The following is a 24,722-nucleotide window of genomic DNA, read 5'->3' on the forward strand; positions in this document are numbered from 1 at the left end:
GCAAAGTGTTTTTCGCCGCAGATGCGCAGATGGCTTGGCCTTATTCTTTAATCAGCGAATCTGCGGCCTATAAAGCATCATTTGTGGGGCCATCTTGCGTTACTGGGCAATTGTAACCAAACGGATAAGGAAACGAGTTTATCCCTGATCTTTACACATCTGCCCTGTCCGGAACCTATGACATCGTACAAATCGAACCGCCGTCTTATCTTTGCAGCATGAAAAAAGTGTTTTCGCTCAACGAGATCATACCGGTTGCCGAATGGTTGCTGCAAGCGGCCGGTGATAAAAAAAACATTGCATTTTACGGGCAAATGGGCGCAGGAAAAACCACGCTGATCTATACCATCTGCCAGATACTGCAGGTAGAGGATGTGGTTAGCAGTCCTACTTTTTCCATCATTAACGAATACCGGTTCACGGATAACGGGAAACCCGCTTCGGTTTATCATATAGACCTGTACCGGTTACAGGATGAGGAGGAGGCCGTTCGGGCAGGCGTGGAAGATTGTCTGTATAGCGGTCATCATTGTTTTGTAGAATGGCCGGAAAAAGCGCCCGAGCTTTTCCCGGAGGGTACCCTCTACGTATCCTTAAGCGTGCTCGACGAAGAGCGGCGGGAAATAGAGATACTAAAAAAATAAGTAATTTTACGGCTCAAACCATATCATACAACTTAAACCTTTTGCTAAAAGTCATTTTCTCCGGCCGCTTCTTTTATGAGTAAGATAAAAACCATCGTGAGCACCTCCTTCAGTTATGAAACGCAGGAGGAAACATTGGATATACGTGTAAAGGGCGGGGGCATGACCATTGGCATACCCAAGGAGATTGCTTTTCAGGAAAACCGGGTATCGCTGACGCCCGATGCGGTGGCTGTGCTGATTGCCAATGGCCATTCGGTGATGGTGGAGCACAATGCCGGGGATGCGGCACATTTCAGGGATGCGGAATACAGCGAGGCCGGGGCCAAAATCGTTTATTCGAGGGAAGATGTTTTTAAAGCGCCCATCCTGGTAAAAAGTGCCCCGGTGGTGGAAGAAGATCTGCCGTTGCTGCAATACAACCAGATCATTATCTCGCCGCTGCACCTTTCCGTGCTGCGCCGGGAAGTGTTGCATGCCATGATGCAGAAAAAAGTAACCGCGCTTTCCTTTGAAAACCTCAAGGACGACAGCGATTCCTATCCCATTGTGCGCAGTATGAGTGAAATTGCGGGCAGCGCCGTAATGCTGATTGCCGCCCAGTACCTGGGGTCCGCCAATCATGGAAAGGGTGTATTGCTGGGAGGGATTACCGGTATTGCACCTACAAAGGTGGTCATTATCGGTGCCGGTATTGTAGGCGAATACGCCGCCCGGGCGGCGCTGGCCATGGGAGCATCTGTAAAGTTGTTCGACAGTAATATATCCCGTTTAAAGCGACTGGAAAATGCCATCGGGCATCGTTTGTGGACCTCCGTGCTGGAACCCAAGCTGCTGGCCAAGCAGCTGAAGACCTGCGAGGTGGCGGTGGGAGCGCTGGCCAATGAATCGGGCCGTAGTCCGCTGGTGGTTACGGAGGAAATGGTGAGCGGTATGCGTCAGGGCTCTGTGGTCATTGATGCTACCATCGACCGGGGCGGCTGTTTTGAAACCTCGGAAGTAACTTCCCATGAAAGTCCCATCTTTATTAAATACGGGGTCATTCATTATTGTGTACCCAATATTCCCTCCGGATTTGCCCGTACCGCTTCTCAGGCCATCAGCAATGTGCTGGCGCCCCTTTTGGTGGAAGCCGGCGATGAAGGCGGTATTGAGCGGCTGGTTTGGCACCAGCTCCATTTGCGGAACGGTATTTATCTCTTTAAAGGCTACCTCACCAATTTTTATTTAAGTCAGCGGTTTGATCTGCGGTATACCGATCTGAACCTGCTCATTGCCAGCCAGCGGTAGTTCTTTTCTCACAGATTAAACAGATGGTCGCCAGAATAATAGGATCGCTTGTTTTTAAGGATTCTGGGGACCAGCGGATGACCGTTAAAGCCTTCTGTGAAAATCTGCGCAATCCGTGAGCGCATTTATTATACCCCAAAAGAATCTGTACATTCTGTGAGCCTAATTTGCGCAGTCTTTAATTTATGTCATCTGCCCAAGCCTTTGTAACTTTGCCCCTTCATGCTTGATAAAAAGAACATCATACAGGGAACGGAAACGGCGGTGATCGTTGGAGTGGTAACCAAGGACCAAACGGAGCAACAGGTGGTAGAATACCTGGATGAGCTGGCGTTTTTGGCCGAAACCGCCGGTGCGGAAACAAAGAAACGGTTCATCCAGAAATTGCAGCACCCGGATACCCGCACGTTTGTAGGAAAAGGAAAACTGGAGGAAATACGCCAGTATGCCATCGCCCACCAGGTAAACCTGGTCATTTTTGATGACGAGCTTTCCGGAGCCCAGATCAATAATATTACAACAGCCATCGGGGTAAAGACCATCGACCGGTCGGACCTCATCCTTGATATTTTTGCCCGCAGGGCCAAAACTGCCGAAGCCAAGGCCCAGGTGGAGCTGGCCCAGTACCAATACATACTGCCCCGGTTGCGCGGGATGTGGAAACACCTGGAACGCCTGGGGGGCGGCATTGGTACGCGCGGACCGGGGGAAACGGAAATTGAAACCGACCGGCGTATCGTTCGGGAAAAGATCTCCTTACTGCGGAACCGATTAAAAGAAATAGACAAACAATCGGCCACCCAGCGAAAGAACCGCGGGGAGTTTATCCGCGTGGCGCTGGTAGGCTACACCAATGTGGGCAAGAGCACCATTATGAACCTGCTGAGCAAACGGGATGTGTTTGCCGAAAATAAACTTTTTGCAACCCTGGATACGACCACCAGCAAAGTGGTTTTTGAAAATACGCCCTTCCTGTTAAGCGATACTGTAGGGTTCATCCGCAAGCTGCCCCACCACCTCATCGAAAGTTTTAAAAGTACGCTGGATGAGGTACGCGAGGCCGATATACTGATTCATGTAATCGATATATCGCACCCGCAGTATGAAGACCAGATGGCGGTGGTGAACAAAACGCTTCAGGAGCTGAAGGCGTTTGACAAGCCCATGATTACCGTGTTTAATAAAATGGATCTGTATGAGCAGCAGACCTTTGACGAGTGGCTGGGTGAAGATACCAAAAAGGAGATCCTGCAGGACCTGTACGACCGCTGGAATCATGAAACTGGAGGCAATGCCGTGTTTGTTGCTGCAACCGAACGGCGGAATGTGGAAGGACTGCGCGCCACCATCTTAAACAAAGTAAAAGAACTGTACCAGGTACGATACCCGTATAAAACGATGTTTTTTTAAAAAAGAGGTTCAGTGTTGTGCTGCAATGTATGCGGCCTTCCAGCAGTTTAGTAAGGTGTAGCCATAGAGAAAACAGAACCTTACTCTCTGTCTCCCTAGTCGCACAGTCCCCGGAAATAACCATACCTGCACAAAACGTGCACCGAGGGGAAAGTAGTTTTTTATTACCACCCTGGCATAAGCCTGCGGCTTGTGCAGTGTTATTACTTAGCCTTATAACCCATGCCTCCGGCATTTGCCACTCTGTTCCCAGTCTTGTATAAAAGCTATTAGGCTTAATTACTGCCGCAGCGACAAAATATAGCTGACCATTGCTTTTGCATTTTCGAGCGAAAGTTTCGGGTGAGGTATCATTACAGCCGCTCCCCAGCTACCACTTCCTCCACTGATTATTTTTTTTGAGAGGTAATCCCTATATGCTTCATTTACGGGGTATCGTTTTGCTATGTCTTTAAACGCCGGTCCAACGGATCGCTTATCTTCCTTATGACAACTATAGCAATCGGAATAACCCACTAAAACCTGGCCCTTGCTGGCTATTTCGGGTGGAACATGTTCGCTTGGGCCCGGTATCGGTTTTATATAATCAAAGGTTTTTGGGGGGACTTGTTTTGGCTCGTTGCTGCAGGCGGACATCCACAAAATAGTAAATAACAGAACACCTGCTAAAACGGTCTGCTTTTTCCGCCTGCGTCTGTTAACAATGTTGCTGCTTTTTGATGCCACCCTTTTTATTTTAAAATTAGTAATAAACGCTGATGCATCGGCAATAGTGTTGTTGCTGGTGCATCCCTTTCTGATGCGGGCCTCTGGTCTGGTCCGGGGGGCGTGCCTATGGCACGCACCATTCCGTAGCGAGCGCTGTCTCCCGGAGTAAATTCCGGTGTTGTAAAATGAGCCAGGCCGGAATGCAACATACCGATAGCAGAAAGGCACTTAGTTTTGTAGCAGTTTTTTTTTTAGCAAGAAAAAGTGGTACAAATTTTTTTGACACAGTTTTGTTGCAATATTCTTTGCTATTATAAATAATACAAGAGGTAAAGGCGCCGGAATATTCGCTGAAAGGAAAAATTGCTGATTTTTGATATTGAAATCATCTGAACAATGAACAAAAAGCTGGAGTGGCACCTGCTTGCCCTGCATCCGAATGAATTGAATTTTAATGAAGAGAACCTGGCAGAAATAAAGATCGGCGGCAGGCATTTATGCATTGCGCGGTTTCATGAAAAGCTTTTTGCCTGTGCCGCCAAATGTCCGCATGCGGCTGCGCCGCTGGCCGGGGGCTATGTAAACGTACAGGGAGATATTGTTTGCCCGGTACACCGCTACAAATTCAATCTGGAAACAGGCCGCAACACCACTGGTGAAGGCTACTTTTTAAAAACCTATCCGGTGGAAGAACGGGAGGATGGCTGGTATGTGGGTATTGAAAGGGATAACTGGTTTGGATTTTAGTTGCTACCGGTTATATGGGGTGTATTTCGCGCAGCGGCGCAAAGGAGCGGCGACGAAGCATGGTGTAAATCCTTAGAGCTTCTTATATTTTGACACTTTACAGCACCGGCATCATACAAAACAATTACACACTGCCTTATTTAGCCATATCTCGCGCAGGTCTCTGACCTGTGCGGACCTGTTACTTGGTTGTTTTTCGCCGATTAAATATGTGATTATTTTAGTATATTTATAATACAACTTATGAAAAAGAATGAGCGATCGTTATAAATATACAGATAAAGACGGGTACTATTTTGTAACGGCCTCTGTGGTAGATTGGGTAGACGTATTTACAAGAGATATTTACCGGGATATCCTTTTAAACAGTTTCCGGTTTTGTCAGCAACATCAGGGGCTGATGATTTACGCTTGGGTGCTTATGCCCAATCATTTTCATATGATTTGTTCTTTCAGGGACAGAAATGCATGAATGGTGTTAAAGAATATCAAGAGCTTTACTGCCATAAAGATCATTGATGCAATTATTAATAACGAGCGGGAAAGTCGCAGAAGCTGGATGCTGGATATTTTTGAAAAGAATGGAAGCGAAAATAAATGCAACTATCGCTTTCAGCTCTGGCAGCATGAAAACCGCCCCGTACTCCTGGGTTCAGAACAGAAATACGGACAACGGTTAAACTATCTACACCAAAATCCTGTAAGAGCAGGTTTTGTTTTTGAACCGCAGGATTGGAAATATAGTAGCGCTACCGATTATTACACCAATCTAAAAGGCTTGCTGGATCTTGTAAATAGGTGAGTGAAGTAACGTTTATGCACAGGTCGGGAGACCTGCGCAAGAAAGGGCATACCTGGCACAATAACAAAATCAAACATTTTTTTGCACGCATCATTATTGGTTGCTAAAATTAGAAAAGATATTTAGCCTCAGCGATCATTTCCCTGTAACCGCTGCCTCATCCAGCATCCAGATGGTTTGTCCTTTTTGAGGAGCTACGCCTTGTACCGGGTAAAGATATTTGGCGTTCTTTGCAAAGATCTTTTTCAGGATCGGGTACTTGTTGGCATCACCCACCAGCAGCATTACTTCCTTGCTTTTATTGATAAGGGTATAAGTAAAACTGATGCGCCAGGTTTGCTTGCTTGCTACCCACACTTCCTTAACCAGCCGTTTTGTTTCCGTTAAGATGGTGGTTCCGGGAAACAGCGAGGCGGTATGCCCGTCATCGCCCATACCCAGTAAGGTTAAATCAAATTGGGCGCTTTTACCAAGGATTGCTTTTACACTGGCTTCATATTCCGAAGCGCAGGCTGCGGGTTCTCCTTTGGTAGGGGTGGCAAAAACATTTTTCCGGGGAATGCGGATATGATCCAGCAAAGCTGTCCGGCTCATTTTATAATTACTTTCATCGCTGGTATGGGGCACAAAACGTTCATCACTCCAGAAAATGAATACGTTCTTCCAGTCGATATTATTGCTAAAGGCCGGCGTGGCCAGTATTTCAAACAGTCTTTTGGGCGTACTGCCGCCGGAAAAGGCTACGGTAAAACGGCCATTGGCGGCAATGCTTTTTGCTGCGGCACTCACAAAATGATAGGCAGCAGCAAGGCTTAAGGCTTCTTTATCTTTCCAAATAAGTTGAATCGGGTTGCTCATGATTTGATTTCTTTTCTGCGTTCTTTGCAAATATAGCGGTCTCTGCCGTTTGGAGGAGGCAGCAGCACCCACTGAAAGCCATCTTTTTTGATGAGCTGTTCGGCTTTCCTTGGTCCCCAGCTACCGGCCGGGTATTTTTCCAGCCCGGTTTTGCCATTCTTTTCCCATTCCTGCAAAATGGGCATTACGATGCTCCATGCCGTTTCTACCTGGTCTGCCCGCATAAACTGGGTGGCATCACCTTCCAATGCATCCAGCAACAAGGTTTCATAAGCCTCCGGTGGTTGTTCGGTAAAGGATTCATAATAGGTGAAGTCCATTTCAACGGGCTTCAGTTTCATCACAGGCCCGGGTACTTTTCCTTCAAATAACAGCGTGATCTCCTGTTCCGGCTGTATGCTGATGATGAGCTGGTTGGGCATTACATCATCCTTAAATATTTTAAAAGGAGAGTCTTTAAAGGTGATCACTATGAGGGAGGATTGTTTCTGCAGACACTTACCCGTGCGCAGGTAAAAGGGAACGCCTTTCCAGCGATCATTGTCGATATACAGCTTGGCCGCCACATAAGTTTCCGTGGCAGATCCTTTGGTGATGCTGGTTTCCTGGAGATAGCCCTGCTGGTGTTGTCCGTCAATTTCACCAGTGGTATATTGCGCCCGCACCACATCCGAAGCGATGGTGGCCGGCGTAAAAGGACGCACGCTCTTAAGTACTTTTACTTTTTCATTGCGGATGGCTTCTGCATCATTGCCTTTCGGACAATCCATACCCACTACGGAAAGCAATTGCATCAGGTGGTTCTGGATCATATCGCGCAGGGCGCCACTTTTATCGTAATAGCTGCCGCGCGTACCCACGCTTACCTGCTCGGTTACGCTGATCTGTATGTTTTCGATAAAGTTCCGGTTCCACAGCGGTTCAAAAATATAATTGGCAAAACGGAAGGCCAGCAGGTTTTGCACCACTTCCTTGCCCAGGTAATGGTCGATGCGGTAGATCTGATTTTCTTCAAAATTGTCTTTGAGCAGTTTGTTCAGCGCCCTGGCGGATGCAAGGTCTGTACCAAAGGGTTTTTCCACCACAATGCGGTCCTTGTTGGGTTGCGGGGCCAGCTTGTATTTGGAAATGGATTTGGAGATGGGATCAATAAACGTAGGTGCTACGGAATAATAGAACAGGCGGGTGGCCCGTTTCTTCCAGTCTTTATCATTCTTATTCAAAATAGTCTTCAACCGGGTATAGGTATCATCCAGTGTAAAATCGCCCTGGAAGAAATAAAGCTTTTTAATGAATTGATTCCACTGTTCCGGTTTGGCCTTCCCGCTTCTGGAGAAATTATTTACGCCCTCCAGCATATGCTTTTCGAAAGAATCTTCGGGCATGCCCTGGTAATGCACGGCATAGATGGCAAAGTCTTCCGGCATATAGCCATAGATAAAAAGATTGTAAAATGCAGGGATCAGTTTTCTCCAGGAAAGGTCTCCAAAGCCGCCGAAAATCACAATATTGGCGGGTGTTTGTTTAAAGCTCATATAAACGGTTTAATGTTTTAACGTCACAAAGACGCGAAGGCACTAAGTTACGTAAAGGAATGTTTAAAAGATGCAATAGTGACACTAAGAAATGCCACTAAGACTCTAAGACCCGAAGATGCACAAAGGGGTTATCAGACCATAGAAATCTTCGTGTTTCTTAGCGCCTTAAGGCCTTCGTGGCGTAACCGCTATGGAACCACAAAGATTCGAAGACACGAAGATGCACAAAGTAGTAGTACAGCTTTAAAAACCTTCGTGTTTCTTACTGCCTTAGTGCCTTCGTGGTTCAGCCCATTAAAGCACCATTCTCTTAATCCCGTTTTTGATCAGGGGGACAGAAAAATTAATAATAAATCCCAAATGCTTACCGGAAAGCTTAAGATAGCTCAATAACTGCGCTTCCCAAACCGGATGATAATTTTCCTGTGCTTTTAGTTCTATGATGATCAAATCGTCGACCAGGATATCTAATCGTAGTCCTTCGGGGAATTCAATATCATCATACGTTATGGAGACTTTCTTTTGCTGGAGGAATTGTATGTCTCTTTTGGAAAGCTCATAACAAAAACAGGTTTGATAAACGGATTCCAATAAACCAGGTCCCAGTTTATAATGAATGGTATAAGCGGCATCCACTACCTGCTTGGCCAGGGTTTCCCGGTAGGCATTAAAACTGCTGTTCATTTTGGTGTTTTTTAGGTTTGTTAATAGGCTAAAGTTAAGAAAAGAAGCCGGTGCTACAAAGGAGAGTACCGGTGCCACTAGGACTCCAAGTCACAAAGGTGCACAAAGGGGTTATTAGACCCTAGAAATCTTCGTGATTCTTCGTGCTTTAGTGCCTTCGTGGCGTAACTGCTGAAAGAACCACAAAGACTCGAAGACACGAAGATGCACAAAGAGGGTATAAGGGTTTAAAAATCTTCGTGTTTCTTGGGGCCTTAGTGCCTTCGTGGCGTAACCGCTAAAAGAGCCACTAGGACTCCAAGTCACAAAGATGCACAAAGGAGTTATCAGACCATAGAAATCTTCGTGTTTCTTAGCGCCTTAGTGCCTCCGTGGCAACAACACTACTTTGCTTCTGCCGGTGTATACGGCCAGTCCGTATGGAAACTTCCTGGTTTGTCAATGCGTTCATAGGTATGCGCCCCAAACAGATCCCGCTGCGCCTGTATCAGGTTGGCGGGCAGGCGCTCTGTGGTATAGGCATCAAAATAGTTCAGTATCGAAGAAATAGACGAAGCCGCCACGCCCGCGTCCATGGCGGTTTTGAGGAACTGCACGATCGCCTTACGCTTTTCTTTCAATACACCGGAAAACTGGGTAGATCCGATGATATTGGTTAGGTCCGGCTCTTTTTCATAGGCGTTGAACAGATCCTTCAGCAACACCGAGCGGATGATACAGCCGCCTCTCCAAACTTTTACCACGGTCTTGATATCGATCTCGTAATTGTAATTGGCAGATGCTACCTGTAGCAGTTCCAGTCCCTGTGCATACGCCAGCATAAACGAAAAATGCAGTGCATCGCGGCAAATGTTTTTAAGGGCCTCCAGGTTGGTGCCGGTTTTTTGGTTCTGGTGATCGTAGAGCTTTGAAAAAGCCGTGCGTTCATCTTTTAGTGCCGACAGGTAGCGCATGGAAACGGCAATATCAATGGTGGGCAGGGGTACATTGAGTTCCAGTGAACTTTCGGAGGTCCACAAGCCCGTTCCTTTTTGTTTGGCTTTATCCAGGATCAGGTCGATGAGGTCTTTGCCGGTTTCAGGATCTTTTTCCCGGAAGATCACCGCGGTGATCTCGATCAGGAAGGATTGCAGCTCTCCCCGGTTCCATTCCTCAAACAGGTCGGCAAACTGCGCATTCGTCATGCCTTCATTCTTCAGCAACCCGTATACTTCGCTGATCATTTGCATAACGGCATATTCAATGCCATTGTGCACCATCTTTACATAATGCCCGGCAGCGGTATGTCCCATATAAGCTACACAAGGCTCGCCCTCCGCTTTGGCGGCAATGGCTTCCAGTATATCTTTTACCAGTTCATAGCTTTCTTTGTTGCCACCCGGCATCATACTGGGACCAAAACGGGCTCCGTCTTCGCCACCGGAAACGCCCATCCCTATGAAATGGATCCCGGAGTTTTGCAGCTCCTGGTATCTTCGTTCGGTGTCTATAAAATGCGAGTTACCGCCATCGATCAGGATATCGCCTTTCTGCAATTGCGGCACCAGTTCGCCGATCACGGCATCTACGATCTTCCCGGCCGGCACCAGTAACATAATGATACGGGGTGTTTCCAGCTTTGCAACCAGCTCGGCAGATGAAGCTGCCGTGGAAACCGGTTTGCCTTTTCCTGCTTCTTCGGTGATCTTCCGCTGGTTTTCATCACGGTCGTAACCGCAAACTTCAAACCCATGATCCGCAATGTTTAATACCAGGTTCCGACCCATTGTTCCCAATCCAACCATACCAAATCTTGCAGCCATAAACTTTTTTTTCTAAAGGTAATACTGCATTAACAAAATCATAAAATAATTTGTTCGAATGCACTATTTTAACAACGATCGGTCGTTTTACGATGATTTTCGTTACTTTCACGCAAGGAAACGGCTTTATTATTTAGATTCATTGAACGAAACGATCAGAAATGTTGAGCAGCAAAGCATTATTTAGAATGGCATTGTTGATGGTGGTGCTGTATGCCTGTGGCACTTCGCAACCTGCCCGAAGGAATGTGTTGTCCCGGACATCGCCGCCCGCTAATCAGAAACCTGCTAATCCGGATAACAACCGCAACCCCAATCAGACCACTTTTACCAAGCCCGAGCAGATCACTACAAGGAAGCCCCCGGAAGAACGGCCGGTGGTTAATACCAAAGTAGAGCGCAGGGAAGAACCGGAAACGGATAATACTGCGGCCAACACATCGGCTGGCTACCGCTCCCCGGCTTTTTACAGAAATATTACGGATAGCATCCAGCGCGTTGCCGCAAAACCCAGTTATTATAAAATAACGGAAAACCTGTTTAAGGAAATGGCCGTAGTGCCCAATCCAAAAAACCCGGCGGTAAATTCGCAATGGTATACGACGGTAAACTTTGATGCCCGGAAACCCAATTATGTGATCCTGCATCATACCGCACAAACCAGTGCCGAGCAAACCTTGTTCACCTTTTCCATTTCCCGTACCAGTGTAAGTGCCCATTTTGTGGTAGGCCGGGATGGGATTACTTACCAGATGCTGAATGAGTACATGCGCGCCTGGCATGCCGGAAGAAGCAAATGGGGATCCATTACCGATATGAACTCCTGCAGTATCGGCATTGAAATAGACAATAACGGAACAGAGCCGTTTTCAGATGCACAGATCAGCTCCCTCATCAAACTGCTGGGTTACCTGAGGGACAAATTCGGCATTCCTCAGTCCAATTTTATCGGGCACTCGGATATTGCGCCGGTACGCAAAAATGACCCCAGTAAATATTTTCCCTGGAAACGGCTGGCCGATGCAGGCTTTGGCTATTGGTACGATTCTACCAACCTGGCAGAACCACCTGCGGATTTCAATGCGCTGCTGGCTCTGCGGGTGATCGGGTACGATATTACTACTCCGGCTTCCGCGATTCAGTCGTTTAAGCTGCACTTTATACAGAACGACAGCTCACCCATGTTAACAGATTACGATAAAAAAGTTTTGTACAACGTGTACCGGAAGTACTGATTCACCGGAAATCCCCTTAATTTTAAAAAAGATATTTTTGTAGCCTCCATATCTAAACAGTATGGAGGTTTTTAGTTAAAGTAAAAGTTGATGACAAAAGAACATAAACGTCTTACGGAAAATGCAAAGAAACAGATCCCGCTGGAGCAATGGGGACCCTATATAAGCGAACGCCAGTGGGGCACGGTACGGGAAGATTATAGTCAGAATGGCGATACCTGGAATTATTTTCCATTCGATCATGCAAACAGCCGTGCTTATTTATGGGGCGAAGACGGCCTGGCCGGCATTTCGGATTATTTTCAAAACCTCTGTTTTGCGGTAGCCCTTTGGAACGGACAGGATAACATGTTAAAGGAGCGCCTGTTTGGTTTGGGAAACCATGAAGGCAATCATGGAGAAGATGTAAAAGAATTGTATTTCTACCTAGATAACCTGCCTACCCATTATTACATGGAATACCTGTACAAGTATCCGCAGGAAGCCTTTCCGTACGAGCAGCTCCGGGAGCAGAACCGGATGCGGGATAAAAATCAAACGGAGTACGAGATCCTGGATACCGGTATCTTCAACAACCGCAAATATTTCGACGTACATGTTACCTATGCAAAGGAAAGCAGTACCGATATGGCGATACGCATCAATATCACCAATCTTTACAGCGAAGCGGCGCCCATTACCGTGTTGCCGCTGCTCTGGTTTTATAACCGGTGGGCGCACGGATCCAATACAGCCGTTCCGGATATTGCCTGGGTAAACGATCATACCGTGCTGGCGAAGCACAACCGCATCGGGGATTATTATTTTTATTTCCAGGGAGCCGATGATGCATTGTTTACCGACAATGAAACCAATTTTGAAAAGCTCTTCGGGCGACCGAACAACAGCATTTTTGTAAAAGATGCATTTCATGATGCCATCATTGAGGGAAAGAATACCGACCTCTTGCGTAACCGGAAGCATGGAACACGCTTTGCACCGGTATTTGAGCGCACGGTCAAGGCTGGTGAAACCATTTCTATCTATTGCCGGCTCACCAATCAACCCACGGAGAACCCGTTTGGCGATCAGTTCCTGCAATTGTTTGATAAGCGCAGAAAAGAGGCCGATGCCTTTTATGAAGCCATATTGCCCAAAGGCATTAACCCCAATGTAGCACGGATACAGCGCCAGGCACTGGCAGGGCTGTTGTGGAGTAAGCAGTATTATCATTACGATGTGGAGCGCTGGCTAAGTGTGTCTGATGGCATTACACCCATTGTGCCATCCCGGCTTACAGGGCGTAACAGCGAATGGACGCACCTGAAGAACCAGGATATTATTTCCATGCCGGATAAATGGGAGTATCCCTGGTATGCCGCCTGGGATCAGTCGTTCCAGTGCATTTCTATGGCAGTGGTAGACCCGGTATTTGCAAAGAACCAGCTGCTGTTGCTGATGCGGGAATGGTTTATGAAACCGGATGGTCAGCTGCCTTCCTATGAATGGAATTTCAGTGATGTAAACCCGCCGGTGCAGGCCTGGGCGGCGATGGAGATCTATGAAATTGAAAAGAAGACAAAAGGAAAGGGGGATATCGATTTCCTGAAAAAAGTATTCAATAAGCTCACGATCAATTTTACCTGGTGGATCAACCGGAAAGACCTGAAGGGGGATAATATCTTCGAAGGAGGCTTCCTGGGGCTGGATAATATCGGGGTATTTAACCGCAGCTATCATGATAAAGGCGAAATGCAGCTGGAGCAGGCAGACGGTACCAGCTGGATGGGGATCTATGCCCTGAATATGATGGATATTGCTTTAGAGATCGCTGTGGTGGATCCTTCTTTTGAAGACATGGTGACCAAATTCTTTGAACACTTTGTATTGATCGCAGAGGCATTGAATGATCATGTATTATGGAATGAGGAAGACCAGTTCTTTTATGATGTACTGTGTATACGGGATGCGCCGCCCCAGCCGCTTAAGATCCGGTCCATTGTAGGATTGACCTCGCTGTATGCAGTGAACATTATGAGCAAGGATATTTTTGATAAACTGCCCGATTTTAAGAAGCGGTTTAACTGGTATAAAAACTACCGGCTGAAGAACGACCTGTTCTGGCCCAACGAAGAAAAAGGAGATGGCGAAGAAATGCTGATGTCGCTGGTACAACGCGACCGGCTGAAGGCCTTGCTGACGCGCCTGCTGGATGAAAGCGAGTTCTTATCCGATGGTGGCATCCGGGCCTTGTCGAAATATCATGAATTGCATCCCTATTCTGTGACCATTAACGGGGAAGTGCATTCCATCCGGTATGACCCGGGCGACTCTACCTCTGATATGTTTGGCGGTAATTCCAACTGGCGCGGACCGGTATGGATCCCCATTAACTTTATCATCATTCAGTCGATCCGGAGACTGGGCAAATTTTACCATGATTCGTTCCTGATGGAATATCCAACAGGATCGGGCAATATGATGAACCTGTTCAATATCTCAACGGAGCTATCCAAGCGGGTGATCAGCCTGTTTCAAAAAGATACAAATGGCGGCCGGCCGATTTATGGAGAATACAACTGGTTCTTCAACCTGCCGGAAAACCAGGATCTCATCCTGTTTTACGAGTATTTTAACGGGGATTCAGGCCGTGGGCTGGGTGCCAGTCACCAAACCGGCTGGTCGGCATTGGTGGCGGAACTGATCAGCGAACTGGCGGATAAGGAATAAACCTGTTAGGTTTCAAGAAATCTGACAGGTGTACATAAAAAAAGCATCGTGCTTCTGTTCAAAACCGGTTTCCCGGCTCATCACTTACTAACCCGATGCTTTTTTAATAGCTTCTGCATTGTTGCTGTCAGAGAAACTTTGTTACAGTTGTGCATTCCTTTTACAGACCACACAGCTAAAACGACTGATTTCCGGCAACCGGCAAGGCTTCCGCTGTTTTGCTTAAAATTCCGGGCGGGTGTTTGCGCTTCCCTCACGCCCAACGCTCCAACACCTTGCGGTATTTCGGCTGTTTGGCCTTTGAGTAAGTGCCCCGTCCTTGCTTTATTAAGCGAAGACGTTTCCTGTTTACTGGCTGCTTAACCCCGGTTTCATCCGCCATTGCTGTTAGACAAAAAGCGACATTAAACATACCCGATTTCAAAAAACTGTCGTTGCGCGTTTGACAAAATCGTCTAATAAAATTAATCGCTTCGTCAATTGCAATTTGAAGATACGATCCGCAAATGCCCGATTCCAAATTTTGGGGCCGGTTGTTTTGCAGTTGTTGTGAACAATTCAATGCACAAAAAAAACGGGGTTATCCACCTAAAAACGGAGTTTTGAACCCGTTATGCCCATAAAAATGCACATTGCTGATGGGGAGGGGGATTTCCTTTATCACGTCGGGTGGCGCTTATTTGAAAATTTTGAATAGGTAATGCGTTGTGAATTAAAATATATTTATTTTCATGCCCTAATTGATTACATAAAATGAAAATATTTTTAAAAGCGGGTATATGGGGCGCCGGAGCAGCACTTTTACTGGGCGCCTTTCCGGTACAGGCACAAAAACAGCAAAAGTTTATTGATCCGGCCAATATGGACCGGTCCGTAAAACCCGGTAACGATTTTTACGAATATGCCAGCGGCACCTGGGTAAAAAACAATCCTGTGCCGGCTAAGGAAACCCGTTGGGGAAGCTTCAATATGCTGCGCGATTTTAATATCAACGCCGTAAAATCGATCCTGGAAAAGGCACGGGCCAATACCAATGCGCCGGCCGGTTCGGTGGAAAAACGGGTGGGCGATTTTTATGCTGCGGGTATGGATAGCCTGGCCATCGAAAAACAAGGCTATATGCCTTTAAAAGGTGATCTGGCTGCTGTGGATGCCATACAAACACTGCCGGAACTACTTCAGAAAATAAACAAGCTCCGCGCCACCGGCGTTGCTGCTCCGCTGTATGGTTTTTTTGTGGGGCAAGACCGTAAAAATGTGGAGGTAATGATCCCGCAACTTAGCCAGGGGGGTACCTCGCTTCCCGACCGGGATAATTATTTAAAAGATGATCAGCGGTCGGTACAGATCCGCGACGCGTATGCAAAATATATTACAACGCTTTTTGAACTGGTGGGTACACCTGCTGAAGCAGCCCGGGCAAATGCGGCCACTATTTTTAATATCGAAAAACAACTGGCCACAGCACAATTAAGCCGGGTTGAAATGCGTGATGCCTACAAAACGTATAACAAGTTTTTCCTGGATGACCTGTCAAAGACCACCCCGGGAATGAACTGGAAAGAGATCCTGTCTGAACTGGAGATAAAGGGGCAGGACAGTATCCTGGTTAATAACCCGGCATTTTTTACGTCAGTGGCGGAATTGCTGAAGACCACCCCGTTGAACGACTGGAAAATATACCTTAAATGGAACCTGCTCAAAGGAGCGGCGCCTTATTTAAGTATGCCGTTCGTAAATGCCAATTTTGCGTTTACACAGGCATTAACCGGACAAAAAATTCAAACGCCCCGCTGGCAGCGTATGTCTTCCTTAACCGATGGGAACATCGGCGAATTGCTGGGACAGTTGTATGTAAAAGAGTATTTTAAACCGGCGGCAAAAGCGAGGATGGAGGAGCTGGTGGCCAATCTTCGGAAGGCATTTGAGATCCGCATCAAAGGGTTGGACTGGATGGGCGCGGCTACAAAAGAAAAAGCGTTGGCAAAGCTGGCGGCCTTCCGGCCCAAGATCGGGTATCCTGATAAATGGGAAACCTATGATGGCCTGGTCATCGACCGCAATCATTTTTTTCAAAATATCCGGAATGTAAACAACTGGGGCTATCATTTTATGATCAGCCGCCTGGGTAAACCGGTAGACCGTGAGCGGTGGGGAATGACGCCGCCCACCGTAAATGCCTACTACAACGCTACGCTGAACGAGATCGTTTTCCCGGCAGGTATTTTACAGTTCCCGTTCTTTGATCCGAATGCGGATGATGCCGTGAATTATGGCGGTATCGGGGCTGTGATCGGTCATGAGATGTCGCACGGTTTTGATGATAACGGAAGCAAATATGATGCAGACGGTACACTCCGGAACTGGTGGACGGAGGAAGACCGGAAAAAATTTGATGCCAAGGCAGATGCGCTTGCAAGGCAGTTTGACGGCTATACCGTGCTGGATACCATCCATGTGAATGGAAAGCTTACATTGGGTGAAAATATCGGAGACCTGGGCGGGATGAACGTGGCCTATGAAGCCTTCAAAATGACCAAACAAGGCCAGTCTGGCAAAAAGATCGATGGCTTTACGCCCGACCAGCGCTTTTTCCTTGCCTGGGCACAGGTGTGGAGAGGAAATATTCTTCCGGAGACCGCGGCCCAGTTTATTTTAACCGACCCGCATTCTCCCGGACCTTACCGGACCATCGGTCCGCTGGTGAATATGGATGCCTGGTATAAAGCGTTTGATGTACAGGAAGGCGATAAACTGTACAAAAAGCCCGGGGACCGGATCCGGATGTGGTAACCGCCTCCCTCTCTGGGAGGAATATGAAATGGCAAAAAAAAGAGGGAAGCAGGGTAGGGATGCAGTTGGCTGAGCAGCGGTATCTCTGCTTATATTCCCGAAGGGGAGCGGTTCCAGGTTTAAGGTTTAACGTTTCGGGTTGAATTCTGTTCTGCTTGGAGATGCCCACCTCCCGGATCTCATACATCTTTTACAGGAGTGAGATGAAGGAGCCGGAACGAGCCACCATTTACATATTTTCAAATTTTCACATTCCCTGCAGGGACATTACCTTTGCGGCACTTTATGATCAAACTTATTGTTACAGACCTGGATGGGTCTTTATTAAATGATAAAAAGGAACTTCCCGCAGGATTTTGGGAATTTGAAAAACAACTGGTACAGCAAAATATTGTGCTGGGCATTGCAAGCGGGCGGCCACATCACAATCTGCTGGCGCTTTTTGAGCCCATAAAAGACCATACTTATTTTTTGTCGGACAATGGCAGTTATGTTACCTACCAGGGTGAAGAATTGCTGGTAGAAATGCTGGATCCGGAAGCGGTAACGGCATTTGTTGAAAAGGCCCGTACCTTAAACCAGGTTTACCCCGTGCTTTGCGGTAAGGACAAGGCCTATATGGAAAATAAGGAAGAATCCCTGCTGAAACAGGCGCTGCAATATTACCAGCATTATGAACTGGTAGCGGATCTTACAAAGGTTACCGAACCGATCCTGAAAGTATCCTTATGCGACCTGGTTGATGCAGAAACCAACAGCTATCCGCATTTTAAACACTATGAAACGGCGTATAAAGTAGCCGTAGCGGGCGAGCGCTGGCTGGATTTTACCGCCTTTAATGCCAATAAAGGGGTGGGCGTTAAGCTGGTGCAACAGGCGCTGGGTGTGGGTTACGATGAAACCATGGTTTTTGGCGACTATCTGAACGATCTGGAAATGATGCAGGTGGCCAAATACAGTTATGCCATGAAAAATGCGCATCCCGGAATTATTGCCGCTGCTAATTTTATGACCAGTTTTAATAATAACGAAGAAGGCGTGGTGCGCGCTATTTGCGATAGCCTGGTATTGGAACCGCAGCAATAAACGTTAGTACACTTGGCGCGCCGGGCATAGCTCCCAGGGCCGGCGGGCGGAAAATCATTGCTGTGCATACCGCGAAAACTGAGTGATACCCGTTTCCCGGGAGGTCCTATTTGCTAATAAAACATTAAAAAAAATCACCCGGCACAACAAATGCGCCTGGTCTGCGTCTTATAGTAGATGTATTTTTAATGCGATTGCAAATAAACGGACTCAGTATTGATGAAAGGAATTACAACGCTCTTCTTACTTTTTTTTGTTACCGGTATTGTAGCGCAACCACCAAAAGCGCAACTTCAGCTGGAATGGTTCCAGGAGGGACATATCCTCCAGGGTGTTTCCATGAATAAACAGGGTGATGAGCTGGTATTTGTAAAACGGCTCCGGAGTAAAGAGGCCGGAACTGCAACTGCAGTGCCTGCTGGCACGGAAAACCTGGTTAGCTATGGAAAGGATACCAGCCGGTTGCTGGACCCGGTTATTGCACACTATGACCTGAAGAGCCGTCGCCTGCTGCTGCTGGATTACGGCTGGGCACCCCGGTTTTCGCCCAACAGCCGGCGGGTAGTATATGCCCACCAGGAAAAACCGCTCAACGGCGCAAGGGTTGTAGCGGAATCGCTGAAAGGGAACGGGATCCGCATTTTTGAATTTCAGACAAAAAAAGTGATCGATGCAGTTACCACTACGCGGGGATTTTTAATGGACCCCGTATTTACGGATTCTGCAAGCATCATCTATAAAACGGGAGACGCTGTAAACGGCCCTTATGCCGCTGGTATTTCGTTGCACCGCTATAATTTACTTACCAAGAAAACCGAGCTGTTGTATGGCGCCCGCATCCGGCACCGGCTGTATGATCTGATGGGGGATGTATATGGTTCGGGCAGTCACTATGCGTTTACGGTGTATAGTCCGCAGGACTCTGCACCCGGGCTCGCCAACGAGTATTCCCATTTGTTAATGCGGGGACAGGATACCCTGCACAATTTCGGCATCCGGCATTACAGTAATCTCGATGCAAAGTTTGCCCTGTTACCGGGTGATCAGCTGGTGTACCTGGATGATAACCATCTGATGGCGGAGGATACCAGCTTTATAGTTACGTATCAATCGGGAAACGTCCTTTCAAAGAAGCCGTTGGATATGGAGTTTAGCAAGGCCTGGCTGAGTCCGGAAGGCCGTTTCCTGTTTTATACAAATAATGAGCAGGTATTTATCCTAAGGATCGCTGATTTTACAAAACTGCAGTTACCCTTGGCAAAAAAGGAGATCCACTCGGTGGTGTGGTCCGATGACGGGCATAAGGTAGCGGTGGTACAGGATCATGATACCCTTCCGCACACGGATAAGCTCTATCTTTTTTCAGTAAATTAGGGATGGGTGCGGTTTATTTTTTTCCGCTTTTACGCAATGCAGGTTCAATTTCCTCTTTCCACTTTTTATATTCGTCGGCCGTCAGCGTTTTTTTCAGCTGGTTGTCCCGTTCTGTGAAAAGATCCTCATTTTGTTTACGTACACTCTGGTAATCCTGCTGCAGCCCCTGTGCCAGCGTTGACGAACCCTGGATATTGTCGCGCAATTTGTCCTGTGCCGTATAAAAATCGGTAAAGATGGTTTCTATACTGCTTCTTTTTGTCTTGTCTGGTTTTATGGCTGCATCAAATTTTGTTAAGACCGAACTCACTTTATCGCTAACACTTTCCTTCTGTGCAAAGAGGGAAGTACTCAGCGTTAAAAACAGTCCTAAAACCAGAATAAATCTGCTTCTCATGTTACAAAATTATGTGATTTGATGCCATTATATAGTATAAGAGGCTTCTTGCCCATAATAAAGTTGCAAGCTGGTTTAATTTTTTATTTATTCGGAGCCGGAGGAACCGGGCGGCCGTTTCTTCCCTGCCGGATGATCTTTGTCATAAGGGAATCATATTTTGGTTGCTGTTCAGGAGTGCAGATCGCACGGGTAGCTTTAAAATGATAAAAAGCTTTTATTTCAGCCCCCTTTTGCAGTATGGCAATCGAATCGGCCAGCCGGGCAATCGTACTATCCGCAACAACCGGCTGTTTGGTAAGATCAAATAATCGTTGTTTGATTTTGCGGATCTGCTCCATATCGATCTTGGCGCTGGTCCAATGCTTTTCTTTTAGTTGTTTGAACTGTTCTAGCTGGCTATCGGAAAATCCTACTTCATTTTTCAGCGCACCGGTAAAACCTTCCCGTTCTTTATCAAAAGGGCGCTTCTTCGAGGAGATAAAGGTATATGCCAGCAATGCCAGATTGGTAATCAGCAGCAAGGCGATGATAAAAATAAGGGTTCTGTTTCGTTCCGTATTGTTCATTCCTCTATTTGTTAAAATCATAGCTGGTGTTGGACGCCAGGATAAAATTCTCGTTTTGCAGGATATCCGATTCGGTTCCTGCGGTGGTTACGGTTTCTGCCTGTTGCTGTTGCTTGTTATTACCGTCAACAATCAGATAAATGTTTAAGGTCAGGATGGTTACAAGACAGCAAACGGCAACCGCCGGCTTTGCTATCACACTGCCGGCCCTGGTCCAGAAACTGGATTCCTCCCTTAAACGGGCCATCACCCGGGTATGCATAAATGGCCGGGCTTCGGCCCGTTGAATGCCGTCCAGGCTGTTGAGGATGGAGTCGATATGATCTTGCTCTTTCATTCCAAAACGGGTTTAAAGTGTTTCATGATTGCTATAATATCTAAATATATCTTATTAATGGTATTTGACGTCATTTTTCAGCTTTTCTTTTACGCCCGGGGCTTATAGTCTTTCTCCAGGATCTTTCTGAGATTGTTTTTGGCCCGGTGTAACAGGGATTCGATGGAAGATACAGAGGTTTCCAATACCTCGCTTACTTCCTGGTAACTCAACCCTTCAACCTTATTTAATATAAATGCAATACGCTGATTTTCAGGAAGCTGATCAATGGCTTTGAACAAAATGGACGCATTTTCTTTTTTATCCAGTACAATACCGGGATGTTGAAAATCCGGAGGGTTTACCACTACCTCGCTATCGTCGCCAAAAATGCTGCGTACAAAACCAAATCTTTTTTTACGCTTTTTTTTGCGTTCAAAGTCCAGCGATTTGGTGGTAGCGATCCGGTAGATCCAGGTAGATAGTTTAGATTCTCCTTTAAACGAATGGATCGACTGGAAAACCTGTACAAATACATCCTGGGAAATGTCTTCTGCGTCTTCCTCGCTTTTTACGATGGCCAAACAGGTATTGTAGACCATATTCTGGTAGTTGTCAACTACCTGCTTAAACGCGGCTTCATTGCCCTGCTTTAATTCCTGTACTAATATTTCTTCGTTCAGCAATGTAATACCGGTTAATTCGGCGATATTACAAAAAAAAAGGATAGTACCCGTTAAAACATTGGACCGCCGGGCCGTCCGCCACCACGCATCATACCGGGAGGGCCTCCCTGCCATTCTCTTCTGTGCTCGCCGCCTTCCTCACGGGCCGGTGTCTTACCCTTGCCAAAATTGCGCAGGCTGTAGGTAAAGGTGAGCATAAAATATTGGCGCAATACCATGTTACGGGCATCAGTAATATAATTGGCATTTACTGTCCTGGAAATGCTCTGATTTTGATTCAGGAGGTCAAAAACGGAAAGCTTCAGTTCACCCGCCTGTTTTTTCAGGAATTTTTTACCGATACCTGCGTTCCACAACCAGAACGACTGGTTCATGCCAGCCGTGAGGCCGGAATAATTCTGGTAAGAAAGGTCATTTTGCAGGAACCAGCCGCTCTTCGAAAGAAGGTTTGCAAAGAAACCCCCTGTTTGGGTAACATAGCGGTTGGCTGTAGTGCGCTGATCAGTGCTGGTGGTATTGTTGAACTGTGTATTATAGGATAAACTGAAATCCACATATTCGCTGATATTGCTACCCAATACCAAACCGGCAGAAATGCCCTGGTTGGTTGTACGGGTGCTTTGGTAATCGATCATGCCGGGCGCTTCCTGGTAGGTATACCCGGTGTTGATGTTCAGGTTCGATTTTATAGGTTTCAGAGGCAGGCTGTATGTTAAGAAGGTGTTGAGATTTTTGTATCCGTTCATATTTACCGGTTTGCTGAACTGGGCGCCTTTCTTGACCTCAACCCCGTTGATAACAGAGTCCTGCATCGGGAAATAGGTGGCGGTAGTAATATAATTATTGGACAGTTGTCCGAATACGTTCAGAAAAAAGCTCTGGTTGTTGCGGGTATTTGTATAAGAATATCTTGCAGATCCCCAGTTGGTTGTGGTTTGCTTCAACTCCGGATTACCGCTGCTGATGCTTAGTGCATTACTGGCGTCCACTACATCCTGCAACTGGTTGATGCTGGGAAAGTCGTTTCGCATGCGGTAGAACACCCGTATATTGCTGAATCTTCCGATCTTTTTCATCCAACGGAGATTGGGCAGGATCGTGTTAAAGGTTTGATTCACGGTTGAGGTGGTAGGATATGTCCGCATGCTTTGCAACAAGGTGTTTTCAAAATTCACACCTACAGAAAACTGGTTATCCCTGCTTTTGCCCAACCGATAATCCACTTCCCCGGTATTGGTTTTTATTGTATTATCAAATTTGTTGGATTGAAGCTGGTTAAAATCATTATATCCGTTTCCGTCGTAGTCGAAGGTTTCCTGATCCGCTTTGTTTTTTTGTACCTGGTAGCTGTATTCAAACTGGAACATTCCTTGTTTGCCTGCTGGTTCAGTGTAGGTGGCTCGGGCCCGGTACTGGCTGCCGTTCGTATTATTATCGCGGAACTGGTTTACGAGTGAGTCCAGGCGGGTTCCGGAATCATAATAGTTCAGCATATTATAATTGAAAGACGTACCGTCGTTCTTGCTGTGCGAGGTTTGGAGGCCGATGGAGAAGGTCCTGCCCGGTTTGGCAAAGGAGTGGCGGTACATCAGGTTATTGTTGATGTTGAACCCGTTCCGGTTGGAACTGGAATATCCGTTTGCATTATTCAGAGAGTCAACGCTTCCCCCGTCTGGTTGGAGGTAGGTATGTGTTTCTGATTGCGTATTAGAACTGTTATTCTGGAAGCTCAGGCTGGGTATAAAATAAATGGAGTTGCTGGAATCGATCTTATACTCCAGGCGCATATTAAAGCGATGGTTATTGTTATTTGCCGTATTAAAATTTTTACTGTTTACAAACCTGGAGTTGGTCAGGTATTGTGTATTGGTTTCAGATTCATTGGTAGAATATTGGTTGTTGAAGAAATAACTGGCAGCTACATCAATTTTTTTGCCCCATTTATCGCCGTAGTTCACGCCAAAGGCATTTGTTTTACTGATACCGGGTGTAAGGCCAACCATAAAATCACCCCCGTTTCCACCTCCGCGGTAACCGCCACCCCCGCCGCCGCCTCTTCCACCGCCGCGTCCGCCGCTTGAGGTAACACCCAGCAGATCCTGCTGGGCAAAGTTTTGCTGGTTGATATTATTAAAATTCCCCACGATGGAGATCCGCCGGCTACCATTAAACAAGCTTGTGTTACCGCCGGCCGTATACCGGCTATCTGTGCCATACCCTGCATAAATACGCCCGAACTGGCCGTTCCGGATGCCGGATTTTGTAACGATGTTAATGGACTTCTGGGAATTCCCATCGTCAAAACCGGTCAGCTGAGCCTGATCGCTCAACCGGTCAAAAACCTGTATTTTATCCACCACTTCGGAAGGAAGGTTTCGCAGTGCCATCGTCGCATCATCACCAAAAAAGTCTTTACCATCAACCGTTACCTTTTTTACGGCTTCGCCCTGGGCCGTTACGCTCCCGCTGCGGTCTACCGTAATCCCCGGCATTTTCTTTATAAGATCTTCAACCGTGGCATCCGGATTGGTTTTGTACTGGCTGGCGCTGAATTGGGTAGTATCCCCCTTTTGAGTTACGGCAGGCGCAGAAGCTACAATAACCACACCTTCCAGGGTAGTGGTTTTTTTGGGAATATATACATCCCCCAGATCTGCATCCCGCAGGGTGTCTGAAAGTGTAATTTCTTTTTCGAGGGTTTCAAAGCCAATGGAGGTGGCCTTTAAGATATAGGCGCCAAGGCTGAGATTGACAAAACTGAACTTCCCTTCTTTATCTGAAAGAGCCGATGCTTTTATAGATGAATCGGCCGCATTTTGCAGTTGAACGGTGGCCCCGCTTACGGTAGACCCCTCCACAGGGTCCATCAAAGTGCCTCTTATCGATTGCCCGTTCGTAGCAATTCCTGTTATCACAAGTACAAATAATAGTGCGATATGCTTCATAAAAAAGGGTATAAAGCTCATTGGACGATGAAAAAGGTTCAAACTTTCGGTTAGGGTCCCGGATATACACTAAAAATATTGATAAATAATGACTTGTATACTGCTTTTTTCTTTTATGCAGGAAAAGAA

General features: G+C 46.8%; 21 protein-coding genes. 11 read left to right on the forward strand and 10 right to left on the reverse strand.

The genetic code is table 11. The features are described from left to right. Nucleotides 1–218: 218 nt before the first annotated feature. The 3 genes from tsaE to hflX all read left to right on the forward strand — a co-directional run bounded on the left by tsaE (nt 219) and on the right by hflX (nt 3,344). On the forward strand, nt 219–644 hold the full coding sequence (gene tsaE, locus LQ567_RS19445; RefSeq protein ID WP_231007334.1) for a tRNA (adenosine(37)-N6)-threonylcarbamoyltransferase complex ATPase subunit type 1 TsaE: 426 nt from the start codon (nt 219–221) through the stop codon (nt 642–644). 75 nt (nt 645–719) lie between these two features. Then, on the forward strand, nt 720–1,934 hold the full coding sequence (locus LQ567_RS19450) for an alanine dehydrogenase (RefSeq protein ID WP_231007335.1): 1,215 nt from the start codon (nt 720–722) through the stop codon (nt 1,932–1,934). Nucleotides 1,935–2,156: 222 nt separating this feature from the next. After that, nucleotides 2,157–3,344: a GTPase HflX gene (gene hflX / locus LQ567_RS19455; protein ID WP_231007336.1), complete on the forward strand. Its 1,188-nt coding sequence runs from the start codon at nt 2,157–2,159 to the stop codon at nt 3,342–3,344. Between the two features lie 279 nt (nt 3,345–3,623). Here the strand turns inward: hflX and LQ567_RS19460 are convergent, their stop codons facing one another. Then, nucleotides 3,624–4,070: a c-type cytochrome gene (locus LQ567_RS19460; RefSeq protein ID WP_231007337.1), complete on the reverse strand. Its 447-nt coding sequence runs from the start codon at nt 4,068–4,070 to the stop codon at nt 3,624–3,626. Nucleotides 4,071–4,448: 378 nt separating this feature from the next. Between LQ567_RS19460 and LQ567_RS19465 the strand changes: the two genes are divergently transcribed. The 3 genes from LQ567_RS19465 to LQ567_RS19475 all read left to right on the forward strand — a co-directional run bounded on the left by LQ567_RS19465 (nt 4,449) and on the right by LQ567_RS19475 (nt 5,601). Continuing rightward, entirely contained in the window at nt 4,449–4,799 is a 351-nt protein-coding gene (locus tag LQ567_RS19465) for a Rieske (2Fe-2S) protein (RefSeq protein ID WP_231007338.1), read from the forward strand. A 253-nt stretch (nt 4,800–5,052) separates the two neighbouring features. Beyond that, nucleotides 5,053–5,271, forward strand: a complete 219-nt coding sequence (locus tag LQ567_RS19470) for a transposase (protein WP_231007339.1) — start codon at nt 5,053–5,055, stop codon at nt 5,269–5,271. Continuing rightward, complete coding sequence (locus LQ567_RS19475; protein WP_231007340.1) at nt 5,272–5,601, forward strand: hypothetical protein; 330 nt, start codon at nt 5,272–5,274, stop codon at nt 5,599–5,601. It abuts the gene before it with no gap. Between the two features lie 135 nt (nt 5,602–5,736). On the opposite strand, the gene pgl is transcribed toward LQ567_RS19475, so the two are convergent. The 4 genes from pgl to gndA all read right to left on the reverse strand — a co-directional run bounded on the left by pgl (nt 5,737) and on the right by gndA (nt 10,483). Beyond that, nucleotides 5,737–6,459, reverse strand: coding sequence for a 6-phosphogluconolactonase (pgl, locus tag LQ567_RS19480; protein ID WP_231007341.1), 723 nt, complete (start codon nt 6,457–6,459; stop codon nt 5,737–5,739). After that, a complete protein-coding gene (gene zwf, locus LQ567_RS19485; protein WP_231007342.1) occupies nt 6,456–7,994 on the reverse strand; it encodes a glucose-6-phosphate dehydrogenase in 1,539 nt (512 codons plus the stop codon). The genes pgl and zwf overlap by 4 nt, the downstream gene beginning before the upstream one ends. Before the next feature lie 297 nt (nt 7,995–8,291). Further along, a complete protein-coding gene (locus LQ567_RS19490) occupies nt 8,292–8,681 on the reverse strand; it encodes a GxxExxY protein (RefSeq protein WP_231007344.1) in 390 nt (129 codons plus the stop codon). A 383-nt stretch (nt 8,682–9,064) separates the two neighbouring features. Further along, nucleotides 9,065–10,483: an NADP-dependent phosphogluconate dehydrogenase gene (gene gndA / locus LQ567_RS19495; RefSeq protein ID WP_231007345.1), complete on the reverse strand. Its 1,419-nt coding sequence runs from the start codon at nt 10,481–10,483 to the stop codon at nt 9,065–9,067. Between the two features lie 161 nt (nt 10,484–10,644). Between gndA and LQ567_RS19500 the strand changes: the two genes are divergently transcribed. From LQ567_RS19500 to LQ567_RS19520, 5 genes are all read left to right on the forward strand, one after another. Further along, a complete protein-coding gene (locus LQ567_RS19500) occupies nt 10,645–11,718 on the forward strand; it encodes an N-acetylmuramoyl-L-alanine amidase (protein WP_231007348.1) in 1,074 nt (357 codons plus the stop codon). Nucleotides 11,719–11,808: 90 nt separating this feature from the next. Further along, entirely contained in the window at nt 11,809–14,427 is a 2,619-nt protein-coding gene (locus LQ567_RS19505) for an MGH1-like glycoside hydrolase domain-containing protein (protein WP_231007350.1), read from the forward strand. Nucleotides 14,428–15,180: 753 nt separating this feature from the next. Next, entirely contained in the window at nt 15,181–17,220 is a 2,040-nt protein-coding gene (locus LQ567_RS19510; protein ID WP_231007356.1) for a M13 family metallopeptidase, read from the forward strand. Between the two features lie 285 nt (nt 17,221–17,505). Continuing rightward, nucleotides 17,506–18,306 (forward strand): HAD family hydrolase, encoded by an 801-nt coding sequence (locus LQ567_RS19515; protein WP_231007357.1) that lies wholly within the window; start codon nt 17,506–17,508, stop codon nt 18,304–18,306. Nucleotides 18,307–18,525: 219 nt separating this feature from the next. Next, nucleotides 18,526–19,680, forward strand: a complete 1,155-nt coding sequence (locus LQ567_RS19520) for a hypothetical protein (RefSeq protein ID WP_231007358.1) — start codon at nt 18,526–18,528, stop codon at nt 19,678–19,680. A gap of 13 nt (nt 19,681–19,693) precedes the next feature. On the opposite strand, the gene LQ567_RS19525 is transcribed toward LQ567_RS19520, so the two are convergent. The 5 genes from LQ567_RS19525 to LQ567_RS19545 all read right to left on the reverse strand — a co-directional run bounded on the left by LQ567_RS19525 (nt 19,694) and on the right by LQ567_RS19545 (nt 24,593). Next, entirely contained in the window at nt 19,694–20,077 is a 384-nt protein-coding gene (locus tag LQ567_RS19525; RefSeq protein ID WP_231007360.1) for a hypothetical protein, read from the reverse strand. An 83-nt stretch (nt 20,078–20,160) separates the two neighbouring features. Next, on the reverse strand, nt 20,161–20,646 hold the full coding sequence (locus LQ567_RS19530; protein ID WP_231007362.1) for a hypothetical protein: 486 nt from the start codon (nt 20,644–20,646) through the stop codon (nt 20,161–20,163). Nucleotides 20,647–20,650: 4 nt separating this feature from the next. After that, complete coding sequence (locus LQ567_RS19535; RefSeq protein WP_231007364.1) at nt 20,651–20,983, reverse strand: hypothetical protein; 333 nt, start codon at nt 20,981–20,983, stop codon at nt 20,651–20,653. 89 nt (nt 20,984–21,072) lie between these two features. Beyond that, nucleotides 21,073–21,648: an RNA polymerase sigma factor gene (locus LQ567_RS19540; RefSeq protein WP_231007366.1), complete on the reverse strand. Its 576-nt coding sequence runs from the start codon at nt 21,646–21,648 to the stop codon at nt 21,073–21,075. A 50-nt stretch (nt 21,649–21,698) separates the two neighbouring features. After that, nucleotides 21,699–24,593 carry a TonB-dependent receptor gene (locus LQ567_RS19545; protein WP_231007368.1) on the reverse strand — a complete coding sequence of 965 codons (2,895 nt, stop codon included), beginning with the start codon at nt 24,591–24,593 and terminating at the stop codon, nt 21,699–21,701. Nucleotides 24,594–24,722 lie beyond the last annotated feature (129 nt).

The sequence above is a fragment of the Niabella pedocola genome (genome assembly GCF_021044425.1).
In the GTDB taxonomy this organism is placed as follows: Bacteria; Bacteroidota; Bacteroidia; order Chitinophagales; family Chitinophagaceae; genus Niabella; species Niabella pedocola.

Excerpts from the sequence above, each read along its gene's own strand:
- LQ567_RS19545 (WP_231007368.1), bottom strand. The coding sequence starts at position 24,593 with ATGAAGCATATCGCACTATTATTTGTACTTGTGATAACAGGAATTGCT.
- gndA (WP_231007345.1), bottom strand. The coding sequence starts at position 10,483 with ATGGCTGCAAGATTTGGTATGGTTGGATTGGGAACAATGGGTCGGAAC.
- LQ567_RS19465 (WP_231007338.1), top strand. The coding sequence starts at position 4,449 with ATGAACAAAAAGCTGGAGTGGCACCTGCTTGCCCTGCATCCGAATGAA.
- LQ567_RS19450 (WP_231007335.1), top strand. The coding sequence starts at position 720 with ATGAGTAAGATAAAAACCATCGTGAGCACCTCCTTCAGTTATGAAACG.
- LQ567_RS19470 (WP_231007339.1), top strand. The coding sequence starts at position 5,053 with ATGAGCGATCGTTATAAATATACAGATAAAGACGGGTACTATTTTGTA.
- hflX (WP_231007336.1), top strand. The coding sequence starts at position 2,157 with ATGCTTGATAAAAAGAACATCATACAGGGAACGGAAACGGCGGTGATC.
- LQ567_RS19490 (WP_231007344.1), bottom strand. The coding sequence starts at position 8,681 with ATGAACAGCAGTTTTAATGCCTACCGGGAAACCCTGGCCAAGCAGGTA.
- tsaE (WP_231007334.1), top strand. The coding sequence starts at position 219 with ATGAAAAAAGTGTTTTCGCTCAACGAGATCATACCGGTTGCCGAATGG.
- LQ567_RS19475 (WP_231007340.1), top strand. The coding sequence starts at position 5,272 with ATGGTGTTAAAGAATATCAAGAGCTTTACTGCCATAAAGATCATTGAT.
- LQ567_RS19505 (WP_231007350.1), top strand. The coding sequence starts at position 11,809 with ATGACAAAAGAACATAAACGTCTTACGGAAAATGCAAAGAAACAGATC.
- LQ567_RS19515 (WP_231007357.1), top strand. The coding sequence starts at position 17,506 with ATGATCAAACTTATTGTTACAGACCTGGATGGGTCTTTATTAAATGAT.
- LQ567_RS19530 (WP_231007362.1), bottom strand. The coding sequence starts at position 20,646 with ATGAACAATACGGAACGAAACAGAACCCTTATTTTTATCATCGCCTTG.
- LQ567_RS19520 (WP_231007358.1), top strand. The coding sequence starts at position 18,526 with ATGAAAGGAATTACAACGCTCTTCTTACTTTTTTTTGTTACCGGTATT.
- LQ567_RS19500 (WP_231007348.1), top strand. The coding sequence starts at position 10,645 with ATGTTGAGCAGCAAAGCATTATTTAGAATGGCATTGTTGATGGTGGTG.
- LQ567_RS19525 (WP_231007360.1), bottom strand. The coding sequence starts at position 20,077 with ATGAGAAGCAGATTTATTCTGGTTTTAGGACTGTTTTTAACGCTGAGT.
- LQ567_RS19535 (WP_231007364.1), bottom strand. The coding sequence starts at position 20,983 with ATGAAAGAGCAAGATCATATCGACTCCATCCTCAACAGCCTGGACGGC.
- pgl (WP_231007341.1), bottom strand. The coding sequence starts at position 6,459 with ATGAGCAACCCGATTCAACTTATTTGGAAAGATAAAGAAGCCTTAAGC.
- zwf (WP_231007342.1), bottom strand. The coding sequence starts at position 7,994 with ATGAGCTTTAAACAAACACCCGCCAATATTGTGATTTTCGGCGGCTTT.
- LQ567_RS19510 (WP_231007356.1), top strand. The coding sequence starts at position 15,181 with ATGAAAATATTTTTAAAAGCGGGTATATGGGGCGCCGGAGCAGCACTT.